Origin of the sequence: Akkermansia sp. UBA7090, assembly GCF_002493465.1 — a bacterium.
GTDB lineage: Bacteria > Verrucomicrobiota > Verrucomicrobiia > Verrucomicrobiales > Akkermansiaceae > Akkermansia > Akkermansia muciniphila_A.
This window is the reverse complement of the sequence record NZ_DKYW01000021.1, coordinates 1-12,597: the sequence shown is the minus strand read 5'-3', so window position 1 is coordinate 12,597 and position 12,597 is coordinate 1. Positions and strand designations below refer to the sequence as shown.

10 protein-coding genes are annotated in these 12,597 nt (G+C 58.2%); 4 read left to right on the top strand and 6 right to left on the bottom strand.

Annotated elements, in window-relative coordinates; genetic code table 11:
• The first annotated feature begins 3 nt into the window (after nucleotides 1-3).
• Nucleotides 4-3,174 (top strand): efflux RND transporter permease subunit, encoded by a 3,171-nt coding sequence (locus tag B3075_RS07510; RefSeq protein WP_290488124.1) that lies wholly within the window; start codon nucleotides 4-6, stop codon nucleotides 3,172-3,174.
• Nucleotides 3,175-3,220: 46 nt separating this feature from the next.
• Here the strand turns inward: B3075_RS07510 and B3075_RS07505 are convergent, their stop codons facing one another.
• The gene (locus B3075_RS07505; RefSeq protein WP_290488125.1) at nucleotides 3,221-4,603 is read right to left on the bottom strand and encodes an SLC13 family permease; all 1,383 of its coding nucleotides are present in this window, start codon (nucleotides 4,601-4,603) and stop codon (nucleotides 3,221-3,223) included.
• Here B3075_RS07505 and B3075_RS07500 point away from each other — a divergent pair.
• A complete protein-coding gene (locus B3075_RS07500) occupies nucleotides 4,595-4,855 on the top strand; it encodes a hypothetical protein (protein ID WP_290488126.1) in 261 nt (86 codons plus the stop codon). The two genes, B3075_RS07505 and B3075_RS07500, sit on opposite strands and share 9 nt — an antisense overlap.
• Before the next feature lie 34 nt (nucleotides 4,856-4,889).
• On the opposite strand, the gene B3075_RS07495 is transcribed toward B3075_RS07500, so the two are convergent.
• Together B3075_RS07495 and thiD are read right to left on the bottom strand one after the other, a co-directional pair.
• A complete protein-coding gene (locus B3075_RS07495) occupies nucleotides 4,890-5,162 on the bottom strand; it encodes a hypothetical protein (RefSeq protein ID WP_012419280.1) in 273 nt (90 codons plus the stop codon).
• Nucleotides 5,163-5,347: 185 nt separating this feature from the next.
• On the bottom strand, nucleotides 5,348-6,136 hold the full coding sequence (gene thiD / locus B3075_RS07490; protein ID WP_290488127.1) for a bifunctional hydroxymethylpyrimidine kinase/phosphomethylpyrimidine kinase: 789 nt from the start codon (nucleotides 6,134-6,136) through the stop codon (nucleotides 5,348-5,350).
• A gap of 112 nt (nucleotides 6,137-6,248) precedes the next feature.
• Here thiD and B3075_RS07485 point away from each other — a divergent pair, with 112 nt between their 5' ends.
• Nucleotides 6,249-6,716: a hypothetical protein gene (locus B3075_RS07485; RefSeq protein ID WP_143245642.1), complete on the top strand. Its 468-nt coding sequence runs from the start codon at nucleotides 6,249-6,251 to the stop codon at nucleotides 6,714-6,716.
• Here B3075_RS07485 and B3075_RS07480 read toward each other — a convergent pair.
• Nucleotides 6,713-7,744, bottom strand: a complete 1,032-nt coding sequence (locus B3075_RS07480; RefSeq protein ID WP_290488128.1) for a tetratricopeptide repeat protein — start codon at nucleotides 7,742-7,744, stop codon at nucleotides 6,713-6,715. The genes B3075_RS07485 and B3075_RS07480 overlap by 4 nt on opposite strands.
• A gap of 160 nt (nucleotides 7,745-7,904) precedes the next feature.
• Between B3075_RS07480 and B3075_RS07475 the strand changes: the two genes are divergently transcribed.
• Complete coding sequence (locus B3075_RS07475) at nucleotides 7,905-8,642, top strand: hypothetical protein (protein ID WP_290488129.1); 738 nt, start codon at nucleotides 7,905-7,907, stop codon at nucleotides 8,640-8,642.
• A gap of 17 nt (nucleotides 8,643-8,659) precedes the next feature.
• On the opposite strand, the gene B3075_RS07470 is transcribed toward B3075_RS07475, so the two are convergent.
• Both B3075_RS07470 and B3075_RS07465 read right to left on the bottom strand, forming a co-directional pair.
• The gene (locus tag B3075_RS07470; protein WP_290488130.1) at nucleotides 8,660-9,925 is read right to left on the bottom strand and encodes a hypothetical protein; all 1,266 of its coding nucleotides are present in this window, start codon (nucleotides 9,923-9,925) and stop codon (nucleotides 8,660-8,662) included.
• Nucleotides 9,926-10,245: 320 nt separating this feature from the next.
• Nucleotides 10,246-12,309 carry an Eco57I restriction-modification methylase domain-containing protein gene (locus B3075_RS07465; RefSeq protein WP_290488131.1) on the bottom strand — a complete coding sequence of 688 codons (2,064 nt, stop codon included), beginning with the start codon at nucleotides 12,307-12,309 and terminating at the stop codon, nucleotides 10,246-10,248.
• Between the last annotated feature and the right edge of the window lie 288 nt (nucleotides 12,310-12,597).

Here is a 12,597-nt window from a genome sequence, read left to right as displayed (position 1 = left end):
GCCATGGCTGATTTCTTCATCAAGCGCCCCATTCTTTCCATCTGCCTCTCCGTCATCATTGTCCTGCTGGGGGCCTTTTCCATTCTGCGCCTGCCCATCTCCGAGTACCCGGACATCATTCCCCCCTCCATCCAGGTGACGGCCACTTATCCCGGGGCGGACTGTGAAACGGTGGTCAAATCCATCGCATCCCCCATCGAACAGCAAATGTCCGGCGTGGACGGCATGTCCTACATGACTTCCGTCAACACCAACAACGGGCAGATGAGCATGATGATCCTTTTTGAAATCGGCACGGAAGCCAACATGGACCAGGTGCTTTCCTACCTGCGCTACGGGCAGGCCACCTCCCAGCTGCCGTCGGAAGTCAGCGCGCTGGGAGTCTCCCTCCGCAAAACAAGCGGGCTGCCCGCCCTGGTCGTCAGCCTCTATTCCCCCCAGGGAACTTATGACGGCCTCTGGCTGGCCAATTACGCCTATATCAATATGGTGGACGCCATCAAGCGCGTGCCCGGAGTAGGAGACGTGCAGGTGTTCGGAGCCGGCCGCTACGCCATGCGCATCTGGCTGAACCCGGAAAAGATGGCCGCCCTGAATATTACGGCCCGTGACGTGATGCTGGCCGTCCAGGCCCAGAACGCCGTGAATCCCGCGGGCAAGATAGGCGCGCAGCCCGCCCCGCCGAACCAGCAGCTTTCCTTCACCGTAAAAGCGCCCGGACGCCTGACCAGCGTGAAGGAATTCGAAAATATCGTGGTGCGCGGGCAGGACAGTTCCATCGTAAGAGTGGGAGATATCGCCCGCGTGGAACTGGGCTCGGAAACCTACAGCCTCAGTTCTTCCGTAAACGGCATGCCCGCCGCTTCCATCGGCATTTACGAGGCGCCCGGCGGAAACGCCATCCAGCTGGTGGACAATATCAAAGACCTGCTGAAAAATACGGATATGCCGCCCGGCATGGATTACCTCGTTTCCCTGGACTCCACGCTGGCCGTCCGCGCCGGGATTGAAGACATCGTCAGCACGCTGGTGATTGCCCTGGGACTGGTGGTGCTGGTCGTCTTCATTTTCCTCCAGGGCTGGCGCGGCACGCTGATTCCGGCCTTTGCCGTTCCGGTATCTATCGTGGGCGCCTTCATCGCCTTTCCATTGTTCGGCTTTTCCATCAATACCATCTGCCTGATGGGGCTGGTGCTGGCCATCGGCCTGGTCGTGGACGATGCCATTGTGGTGGTGGAAGCAGTAAAGAACCATATTTCCAACGGGGAAAAGCCCCTCCAGGCCACCATTGCGGCCATGAAGGAAGTATCCGGCCCCATCGTCAGCACGGCGCTGGTGATTTCCTGCGTCTTTATCCCCACGCTGCTGCTGCCCGGCGTCACAGGCAAACTGTTCGAACAGTTCGCCGTGACCATCGGCATGTCCATCATCATTTCCGCCTTCTGCGCCCTGTCCCTCAGCCCCACCCTGTCCGCCGGGCTGCTGAAAGGGGGAAAAGCGGACTCCATTCCCCTGCTGGGGCCCTTTTTCAAATTGTTCAACAAGGGGTTCAACAAGGCGCGCGACTGGTACGTGGAAATCTGCGCCGGGCTTATCCGGCACATGTGGCTGTCCATCCTGCTGCTGGCCGTCATGACCGCCCTTCTCTTTCCCCTGGCCAGGCTTATTCCCAGCGGATTCCTACCCAATGAAGACCAGGGTTACCTGTTCGGCGGCGTGGAACTGCCGGACAATACCTCCCTGAACGTCACGGCGGACACCGCCGCGCGGATTGAGCAAATCATCAGGGAGGATCCGGGCGTAGACGTAGTCACCACCGTAAACGGCTTCAACCTCATCAGCTCCGTCCAAAGCTCATCTAACTCCTTCTTCTTCATCTCCCTGAAACCGTGGTCCGAACGGACTGCTCCGGGCATGACGGCGGACGGCATCGCCGCGCGCCTGAAAAGCAGGCTGAACGCGGAAATTTCCTCCGGCGTGGCGTATGTGGTCCCGCCGCCGCCCCTGCCTGGCGTAGGAACGTCCGGGGATGTCACGTTCCTGCTGGAAGACCGCCAGGGCATCGGGGAAAAATTCCTGGCCGCCAATACGTCCAAATTCATCGAGGCGGCGGAAAAGAGGCCGGAAATAGCGGACATCAGCAATTTCATGTCTCCCTCCAACCTTCAGTACAACCTGAATGTAAACACGGAGCAGGCCACCCTCCAGAATATGGACGTGGATGAAATTTACGCCACCATCCAAGCCTACATGGGAAGCGCCTTCCTGAACAATTTCAATATCTACGGGCAGGAATGGCAGGTGTACATGCAGGCGGACGCGCCGTACCGGGACAGCATCGACAAGCTTTCCATGTTCTACGTGCGCAACAATGAAGGAGATCCGGTTCCCCTGGATTCCGTAATCAACGTCACGCACGGCTGGGCCCCGGAATTCCTGATCCGCCAGAATATGTTCAACAGTTCCCAGCTCAACGTCACCCCGGCTCCGGGCTATTCCTCCGGCCAGGTCATGAACGCCCTGGAAGAAGTTTTCGCCCAGACCATGCCTTCCGGCATGGGATACGACTATTCCGGAATGAGCTACCAGGAAAAACAGGCGCAGAAAGGCATCACCATCGGCATGATTTTCGCGGCATCAGCCGTGTTTGTCTTTCTGATTCTGGCCTCCCTGTATGAGAGCTGGTCCCTGCCCGTAGCCGTCTTCATGACTGCCCCCATTGCCATCCTGGGAGCATTTCTGGCCCTGTGGATTACCGGGCTGGACCTCAACATTTATTCGGAAATCGGCCTCATCGTCCTGATTGCCCTGGCGGCCAAAAACGCCATCCTCATCGTGGAATTCGCCGTGCTGGAACTCCGGCAGGGAACGGACCTGCTCACAGCCACCCTGGACGCGGCCAGAATCCGCCTGCGCCCCATCCTGATGACCAGCATCGCCTTTATCATGGGCTGCCTTCCCCTGGCCGTCGCCACGGGAGCGGGCGCCGCTGCGCGGCAGGTGGTGGGCGTCGGGGTCATCGGAGGCATGTTGACGGCCGTCTTCATCGGGGTATTTTTCATTCCTTCCTTCTTCTACCTGATTGCCAAGCTCGCCGGGCTGGATAAAAAAGCGGCGCGGAAACTTCAGGAAAAGGAGCAGGGAGCCCCTGCCCCTGCGAAGCTGGCCGAATGACGCTCCCGAAACGGGCAAACCGGCTCCCCCACAGCTTCCCGTCCCCTTACATCCAGAATATCCAGGCCCAGAACGCCTTCACGAACACGAGCACCACGTTAATCAGCAGCCCCACTTTTACCATGGTCATCTGTGGGAATCTCCCCGTAGCGAAGGCCAGGGCGTTGGGAGGAGTGGAAACGGGGAGCATGAAGGCGCAGGAAGCTCCTATGCCCACCAGAAGCACCAGCGGCGTAGCAGACATGCCCATGGCGGAGGCCACCGTGACCATCAGCGGGGCCACCAGGGCGGCGCTGGCCGTATTGGAACAGAATTCCGTCAGCGACGTGATGAAGAGGCTGATGATGAGCAGGATGATGATGGGGCTCTGCCCCATGGCGAGAGAAGATACCTGATCCGCCAGGAATCCTGCCGCCCCCGTCTGGACGAGGATGCTGCTGAGCGTGATGCCGCCTCCGAATAAAAGCAGGACGCCCCAGTCCGTATTTTTGGCGATGCCGCCCCAGTTGATCACCCCGCACAGCGGCAGCAGCACCGCAGCGCTCAGCGCGATGAGCGTGTCCATGGACGGAATGCCGCCCAGAGCAGAGGAAAGGAAACTGCTGCACATCCAGCTCCCGGCCACCAGCACGAAGAGAATAAGAACACGCACCTGTCTGGCATTCAACCGGGCCTCCGCGTTTTCCCCTTTCGCCGGCTCCATATCCACATGCATCCCCAGATTCGGCCGGAGGAACAGGTACATCAGGAAGAAAACAATCACCCCGAACACCAGAACAATGGGCATGGCAATCCGGAACCATTCCGCAAACCCCATGCCGAGTTCATGCGCCGCAATGGCGTTGGGAGGAGACCCTACCAGCGTTCCCATGCCGCCGATGGAGGCGCTGTACGCCACCCCCAGGATGGCAAAAGGAGCCGTCGTTTTCAGTCTTTCCGCCGGAATACGGTCCAGAAGGCCGATCACCAGAGGGAGCATCATCGCCGCCGTGGCCGTATTGGACATCCACATGGAAAGAAACGCCGTAGCCAGGAAAATCAGAATCAGGGCCATCCCCAGACTCCCGCGGGCCATCCGGAGGATTTTTCCCGCCAGCCAGGCATCGATTTTCTGTTCGTGGAGAGCGCCGGCCAGGGCAAAGCCCCCGAAAAACAGGAAAATGGTGGGATCCGCAAAACCGGACAGCGCCTTTGCCCCAGGCAGAATCCCCATAAACATGGCAAGCACCGGCACCAGCAGGGAAGTTACGGTTACGTGCAGGGCTTCCGTCAGCCACAGGATGCCGATAAAGGTGAGAACAGCCAGCCCCCTGGCTACCTCCGGTTCCACGGGAAGCCACTTGAGCATGGCCAGGAAAAGAAGCACGTCACACGCAATGATGATGTAATTGCGGTGCCCTTTGGGAGTGTCTGTAGTACGATGGCGCATAAAGTAAAGATAAACGACGCTATTTTCTTTGTACGCATCAGAAAAACAGTGTCAATCCTTTTCCATAAAACCCCGGAAAAAGCCTTCCCCGGAAACAGGGAAACACGAATCAACCGCCGGCTTGAGAATACGCACGGCGCGGCATCACCGGAACAGCCGCGCCACCTCTTCCCGCTTCTGAAAAACGCAGGAAATCCAGATATGCAAAAAAACCGCCGTGCCATTGCACGGCGGCTTGTAAAAACTGTTTGATTGACGCGCGAAGGGACCACCTCCGCCCGGGCAATTATTCGGCGGCGGGTTCAGCAGCCTTCTTGGCAGCCGGCTTTTTGGCGGGAGCCTTCTTGGCGGCGGCAGCCTTGGTTTCAGTCTTTTTGGCCGGGGCCTTGGCCGCAGTCTTTTTGGCGGGAGCTTCCTTGGCGGCAGGCTTGGCATCCTTGGCAACGGGAACGGCCAGACGGATAGGCGCATTGGAATTCAACTTGGACTGTTCCTTCTTACGCTTGAGGTATTCAATACGTCTGCGGCGCTTGGTGACTTTGCGGATTTGCTGTCCCATAGTGATGATTGCTATGATATTTACTAATTCTTACGAGCTCCATGTGGCACATGGGCGTGGATACAACTACCAACCCCACCTCCCTTACGCAAGCACAAAGCGTTATTAAGGCACAGAAAGGCGGAGGCAGTCCCCGGGTTCCCCAATCCGTGCGGGAGAGGAAGACAACCGGGGCGAAGGAGGTTTTACCACAATTTCAGCGCATCCACCCGGACCGGCTGTTCCCAGCGCAGATGGTTCCGGATGGCGGAAGCGATGAATTCCAGGCCGCGCTCCACCGCCGCAACCAGTCCATCCCCGGCAGCCAGCCGCGCCGCGACGGCGGCGGACAGGGAACAACCCGTTCCGTGAGTGCTCACATCCTGTACGCGCGGGCGTTCCCATTGTCCCAGCAGACAGCCGTCCGGGCCGGCCAGCACGTCCTGGCAGTCCCCCTCCAGATGGCCGCCCTTCAGAAGGACGGGGCATCCGTACCTGACGGCGAGGCGCGCGGCGGCCTCCGGCAGTTCATCCCTTCCCGGATTCACGGAAGAGCGGAGCAGGACGGCAGCCTCATCCAGATTGGGAGTAAGCAACGCCGCTCCCGGCAGCAGAAGCTCTTCATAAACAGCCACCGCCTCTTCCCGCATCAGGCGGTCGCCCGCCGTGGCGATCATCACCGGGTCCACCACAACGGGAACATCCGCCCCGGCCAGCACCTCATGCACCGCACGAACGATAGCCGGGGAATACAGCATGCCCGTCTTCACGGCGCGCACGGGAAAATGTTCCAGATTGATGCGCACCTGGTCAGCCACCAGCGCAGGGTCCACCTCCTGAATGCCGCGCACTGTCCCGGGCGCCTCGGACACGACGCAGGTAACGGCCGTAAGCGCAAACGCCCCCATGGCATGGGCCGCTTTCAGGTCAGCCTGGAGACCGGCTCCCGCGGAGCAGTCGGAACCGGCAATCGTCATCATTACGGGAATACTCATGGCCCTGTTTTTAATCGGGAAGAAAGCTCTTGAACATCCAAAAATCCGCACGCGCCGCCTCAATGTCACAAATCCGGGTGGGAAAACAAGGAGGGAATGCCACAATCATCTCATGACGCACGCCTCCCCCGCCCCGGATGAACAGGAATTCTGGCTTTTCATTCAGGATGCCCCTCTGCCGGCCGCAGAGGAATTGCAGGAGAGCATGTTCCGCCTGGACGGCTGTTTCCGGCTGAACCTTTCCGGTGCGCCGGAAAACGCTCCGGACCATGTGCTGGAAGGAGAATATCTGGATGAAGAGGGAGAATCCCAGCTGGACGTATTCTGGGTCATGGAAACGGACGACGCGCGCCAGGCGTTCAAAAGGGACAACGCGGCCCTCCGGCAGATAGGGAACCGCACCAAAATGCTGCGCTTCATTCTGGAGGACGAATATGCCCTGGGCCATGTATTCGCCATGATTCACGCCATACTGGAACAACGGGACGGCCTGCTGGTCATTCCGGACTCCCGGGGGAACGTTATTCTGGAACGGAAGAAAGCTTTGGATTTCCTGAACAGGGAAATCCGGGAAAGTTAACGTTTCTGCGTCTGCGGAGCAGAACCGCCCTCACGCTCCGCATTCAGTTGAAGCGCCTTCTTTTTCCAGACTTCCGCCATATCCGCATCCTGAGAGGTTCCCTTTCCGGTGCTGTAGCAGACGGAAAGCATCAGCATGGCGTTGACGTGATTCTGCCCGGCGGCCAGCCGGAGCCAGTTGAACGCCTTTCCCTCATCCACAGGCACGCCGGAACCTTCCAGATAAGCCAGTCCCACGATATACTGGGAATGGGCGTCTCCGGCCGCAGCCGCCTGTTCATACCACTTCATGGCTCGCTCCATATCCCGCGCCACTCCCTGCCCCTTTGCATAAATGTTCCCCAGATAGACGGACGAAGGCGTATTCCCTCCGTTGGCGGCCTTCTCCAGCAGCGCCAGGCCGGAAGCGGCATCCTTCTCAAAACCCATCTTCCCCTCCATGTAAGCCCGGCCCAGCAGCCCCATGGCAGCCGGATGTTCCTCATCCGCCGCCTTGCGCCACAGCCCCAGCGCCTTGTTCAGATCCTGATCCGCGCCATCCCCCTTGAAATACATCATTCCCAACATGTACAGGGCGTTCCCCCGCTGGGTTCCCGGGCGGCCAAGCCCGTACTCAAACCACTCCCTGGCCGCTACGGCATCACGCTTGATTCCCGTCCCATACAGGAACATGGCGCCGATAACCGTTTCCCCGGAGTACCCGGAACCGGTCTCCGCCACGGAATCACACCAGGAACGCACGTCCAGCGGATGAACCCAGCCATTCTGCAACCCCTCCGCATACAGAGCGGCCACATCATTGAGGGCTTTTACATGCTCGCTGCCATTTTCCTTCTCGCGGCCGGCGCCCGCCACAGCAGCGTCCAGGCGCTCTCTCCATATTTCCGCCTCTTTCCGCACCGCAGACGGCTTTTCCCGTTCCGCTGAAGGAGCAGCCCGCTTTTCCCCGGAAGAAGGGGCGCGGTCACATCCGCTCAAAAAAAAGAAGGCGAAGGAAGCCGCCCATAAAGAGACAATTTTTTTCATCATGGCCATTACCATAAGACAGCCTCATCAGGCTGCCAAGAAGAGAAATGACGGAAACGCCGCCTCCGCACGCCGCGGAAGGGAGAAGCCGGAGAGCCGGATTTCCTCTTTTTGCATTGAATATTTTCCTCTTTTTGCTCTACTGAAACCAGTTCAACCTCTGATGAAATTCGTTCTGCCCCTGTATCTCTTGACATGCCTGGGCCTGGCGTTCCTGGTAAGTTTTTCCTGCCGGGGTTCCGCGACGGAACTTCCCGTAAAATACGTCTTCGAGCTGTCGGATGAGCCGGTGAAAGTGCATCCCGGCAAAATAGATACCAAAAGCGTTTTCTTCCCCAAATACGCGCGCGGCACGTCTCCGGAAACCCTGAAGCGGCAGGCCGCCCTCTTCCAGTCCAAGGCCTCTCACGAGGCCTCCAAAAGCAAACCGGCCATCAGCATCCACATGAATGACGACAAAATGGAAAGGGACGTCCATGAGCGGTCAGGCTATGAATTTCACCATGCGGAAAACCAGGAAGACATTGTCATCACAACCGAGACGCCGGACGAGGAAGTCTGGCTGAACGCCGGGGATCCGGACAGTCCCTTTTTCCATACGCCCCGTTCCGCCGCCAATACGGGAACTCGCGGAACCGCTACACCTTCCGATTCCTGGCCCGCCTGGAATGAAGAAGAAGTCAACCTGCACATGAACCTTCCGGAATCGGCGCCGCGCCCCCTGGTAGTGCAGCCGGCTCCGTCCGGAGCCATCCGCACCATCATCAAATCCTTTAACGGAACCGTTTTTGAAGCGGATGCGCAGCCCATGCATCCCGTCTGGGATCAGCTTCCGCCCGGATACGTTCCTATTCCGGCTCTTCCGGCCTATCAGCCCGCTATATTGAAGAAATTACAATAGGAGGGGGGCAGAAAGCCTCAGAACTTGAAGCGGACAGCCCCGAAAACAGACCATCCGTTAAAGGCTTTGGCCGTTGCCGAATCCACATGGCTGGTGACATACTCTACAGCCAGCATCAGCTTGACCGCATTGACGGCCTCCGGACACAGATAGCAATTCAGCCCCAGGTAAAAGGAATGCATGCTGTCCACCCATGCGGGGTAATGAGTGACGCTGGGCACATAACGGGTATTCAGCTTCACAGAACGGTTCCCAAAAGAGCACTGGTATTGAAAGACGCCCTCAAGATGCGGGGAAATCCGGTAAATGGGCTGCAACACCAGTCCGTACACATTCTTTGCATCAGGCTGGCCTACAATTCCCACGCCTGCCAGCAAATTCCCCATGATGGAGAAAGCGCCGCGGCTGGCGTCCCAGCTCAGGGAAATCACGTCCTGCGCCCCCGTTCCGCAGTAGTCGGATGTGGAGGGAATTTTCCTTCCCCGCCATTCCGTAAAATTATGGGCATACTGGTACCCCAGAAACTGGCTGTCCCACATGGGAGAAGCCACCTTCCACTTCATGGCGTTCAGGAGAAACAGGTTGTCCGCGGAATGGAACTGGATTTCATCCTTCAAATCCGTACCGTTCGCATTCAGGTAAACGCCGTAGGAATGGTACAGGCTCTTGGCATCCTTCTGAAAATTGGCCTCCAGCCCCCAGTTGGAAATAGGGATTAATTCATTGCACAGGGCGGACCTTTCCACTGTTTTAATCCGTGAGGAAGCCAGGCAATATTCCGACGTCAGGTGAGGCGTCAGCTTGCCGGCCCTGAGCTTGACGCCGGACATGGTCTTTTCCAGATAAAGTTCATACAGGGACCACTCCGTGTGGCTGCCGATCCATTCTCCCCGCACTTCGCGGTGCCGGCCTTCCAAATCCCCTACATTCGTCAGATTGGACAGACGCCAGGAACCGTCCCCCATCAGGATGTCGCCGCCCAGGTAAGCGCGCCTCCACCCGTTGTTATGACCGCCGGAAGAAGCGCAGAATTTATTGGCTCCATTGGGGCTGACGGCTGCTGCCTGATACTGGCCGATCAGCGTCAGCTTCACCTTCCTGATCCATGAGGAATCATTCCGGTACAGCACGGGACCGCGGTCCAGCACCCGGCACAGGGACGGCAGAGATTCCCCGGAAACCGGCTGGAACTGAGTTGCCCCCACACCGGCTTCCGCCGAAGGAAAGGCGGCACACCAGCAAACGGCCAACAAGGACATCCCCGGAAAAACAAGCTTCATCATAGGTTAAACAAACAAATTGGGCGCACATCTTAAGGAGCCGCCTTTGAAAATCAAGCCCGGATGTTCCTTTCGACATCACAGGTTTCTGAAAGGGTTGTTACAAAGAACGGCAATGGTGAACGCAGCGGTACGCCCTTACGGAGCGCCACTATCAAAAGGCTTAGGGACGCAGGTTTCGGCACGGCCTGGAGTTATGGCGACATCAGCCTGCGTATCATCGGCCTGACGAATGGGGGCCATTCCTCATCATTCCCGACGCGATGGAGAAACCATAATGAAGTCCCCTGGCATCATCGCTAACGTTTACCGGCTCCAGCGCATCATTCCGGCAAGCTTTCCCTCCCGGCCCGCATGGAGGAACATGCCTGAATAACTACCTCCCGCTCCTGCGGGGAAAGACCGTAAATGTCTTCCATCAGCACATTCATCCGCTCATCCCCTTCCGGACAATAGCGGACCGCGAGCGCGTCCGCCAGCCTTTCCGCCTCCCGCAACAGGGGAAGGCCGGGCACGCGGATGGGGGCCCGGAGGATAGGGGCGGTATCCATCTGGAAAAAATCCCCCTGCATTTTTCCCCGGCGGAGAAACCAAAACTGCATCAGGCGCGAATTGAACAGAGCCGCCAGATATTTCATGCTCACGCGTTCCGAGCGAATCACGTTGAATGCCATCATCACATAAGCCTCCTTTTCCGTATAGGAGAAGGTTGGACGGGCACACTTCCTGACGGCCAGGATTTTGGGGCCGGGACGGAAAAAACGCTCCTGCCGGGGCCAGTGCACATGGTAGTATTTCATGCGGCCCATGCGTGTTTCCCGCCGGGCCTCCATCAGGGGACGGAACTTTTCCAAATGGCGCAAAAGCGTAACGGCCTGCTCCGCTCCGTTGGACGGGGTCAGATATAACAACACCTTCTCAGGATCGTTCAGCGCATGCCGCCCTGCCTGAACAGGTTCATACAGAGGCTTGAGAAAACGCCGCTCCCGTTCCGGCAGCAGGTCAACATACCCCTTAGGCACGACGAATACCCCATCCCCCCTCCGGATTCCGAACCGCCGCACGGTTTCAGGCCCCAGATTCTCCAGAGCGCGGGAGGAAACGACGTCTGGATTCGGCACAATCCCCTGCGTCATTTCCTTTGCGGCGTCCAGCCTGAAATTCCGGCACGCCTCCATCTTTTCCAGAAGACGCCGCTCTGCTGAAGAGCAGAAGGACAATCCTTCCCTGACGCACGTTCCAGCATCTTCCGGCAGGGGAAATTGACGGTACGGCTCATGTTCCAGAAATGATTCCACTTCATTCACGGAGCCGCCAAAACGGCGGTATTCCGGAACCAGACGCTTGCCTTCCTCTCCCTTTTTCTCCGCCAGAACAGTCATGGTATGGACGCGGGCGGATTCAAACACCCGGCAGGCTCCGAAATCCGACAAGCGCAGCAAACCGCAATCTTCCAGCAGCTTGCGGCGGAGAAAGGCGGCTCCGGCATTAGCCATCCACTTGTTGGGAACGACCAGATGCATCACGCCCCCCCGCTTCAGGGCATCCAGCCCCACACAGGCAAACACGTACCAGTAATCCATGCGGGAAGAACAGTAGGAAGCAAGAGAAGAACATTTCAACCGGTCAAATAATTCCTTGTTCCCTTTTTCCCCGACAAAAGGGGGATTGCCGATCACCAGATCAAAGCCTCCTTCCTCCATGACCGTTGAAAGGCCCTGCCGCCAGACGCCGAACGCTGACATATCCAGACTGTCCCCGCACAGCAGGCGATCCCGTAACTCCCCCTTTCCTCCGGCGGCGAGCCATGCGCAACGAAAACGGAAACGGGCCACTTCCAACGCCTCCGCACAGACATCCACTCCGTAAATATTCTCTTCCAAAACGGAGCGGATTAAATCGGACTCCGGACACCCCGGTTCCAGACGCTTTCTGCGGGAGACAAGCTCCCGGAGCATTCCCATGGTGAATGCTCCGGCCCCGGCGGATAAATCCAGCACACGGACACTTCCCAGCAACCCGGCTTCTTCATCATCGCTCCTGGGAGCAGGCAATCTGGATTCCAGCCAGGAAGATACCGCTTCCCGGGCCATCCAGCGAACAAGAAAGCCGGGGGTATACACCGTCCCGGAACGACGGGCATCCGTCAGGAAACGCCCCAGCAATCCTTCCAGCACGGCAGGAGTAACAGCCCGGCGGGCCTCCTCTTCCCTCAAGGAAAAAGCGAATCCCCCCGGCAGCCGGCCCTCACGGCCAGCCTGCCGTTTCAGCAAATTATTCATCACCGCCTCTTTCAACCGCCCCCAGGTTTCAGGACGGCCCCCGCCGCCCTTCTCCACGGCGAAACACTGAGCTATAAAACAATCCTGAACGTTCCGCTCCTTCACTGCGGCATTCGTACACTACTGGAACGGGCCGCGCAATCAAAAGGAGAAATTGTCCGGGAAGCCAGCTTCAGAACATTCATGCCCGGAATGCCCTTTCCTGGACAATCCCGGCGCGCTTACACCGGCAATGCCTGTTTCCATGGAGGCAACACCCCATTTCATAAATCCGGTTTCCCTATCAGGTTTCTCAATTCGTTTCTCTATTCCCTTATTTTGGAATAAATAAAATCCGGCTTTGCCATCAGCAAGCCGGACTAAAAAAGAGATGGTACCCCGTCACGGGCTCGA

What these genes read in the sequence shown, in the direction of transcription:
- B3075_RS07510 (WP_290488124.1), top strand. Translation starts at nt 4, where the DNA reads ATGGCTGATTTCTTCATCAAGCGCCCCATTCTTTCCATCTGCCTCTCC.
- B3075_RS07480 (WP_290488128.1), bottom strand. Translation starts at nt 7,744, where the DNA reads ATGATGAAAAAAATTGTCTCTTTATGGGCGGCTTCCTTCGCCTTCTTT.
- B3075_RS07500 (WP_290488126.1), top strand. Translation starts at nt 4,595, where the DNA reads ATGGCGCATAAAGTAAAGATAAACGACGCTATTTTCTTTGTACGCATC.
- B3075_RS07495 (WP_012419280.1), bottom strand. Translation starts at nt 5,162, where the DNA reads ATGGGACAGCAAATCCGCAAAGTCACCAAGCGCCGCAGACGTATTGAA.
- thiD (WP_290488127.1), bottom strand. Translation starts at nt 6,136, where the DNA reads ATGAGTATTCCCGTAATGATGACGATTGCCGGTTCCGACTGCTCCGCG.
- B3075_RS07470 (WP_290488130.1), bottom strand. Translation starts at nt 9,925, where the DNA reads ATGATGAAGCTTGTTTTTCCGGGGATGTCCTTGTTGGCCGTTTGCTGG.
- B3075_RS07505 (WP_290488125.1), bottom strand. Translation starts at nt 4,603, where the DNA reads ATGCGCCATCGTACTACAGACACTCCCAAAGGGCACCGCAATTACATC.
- B3075_RS07475 (WP_290488129.1), top strand. Translation starts at nt 7,905, where the DNA reads ATGAAATTCGTTCTGCCCCTGTATCTCTTGACATGCCTGGGCCTGGCG.
- B3075_RS07485 (WP_143245642.1), top strand. Translation starts at nt 6,249, where the DNA reads ATGACGCACGCCTCCCCCGCCCCGGATGAACAGGAATTCTGGCTTTTC.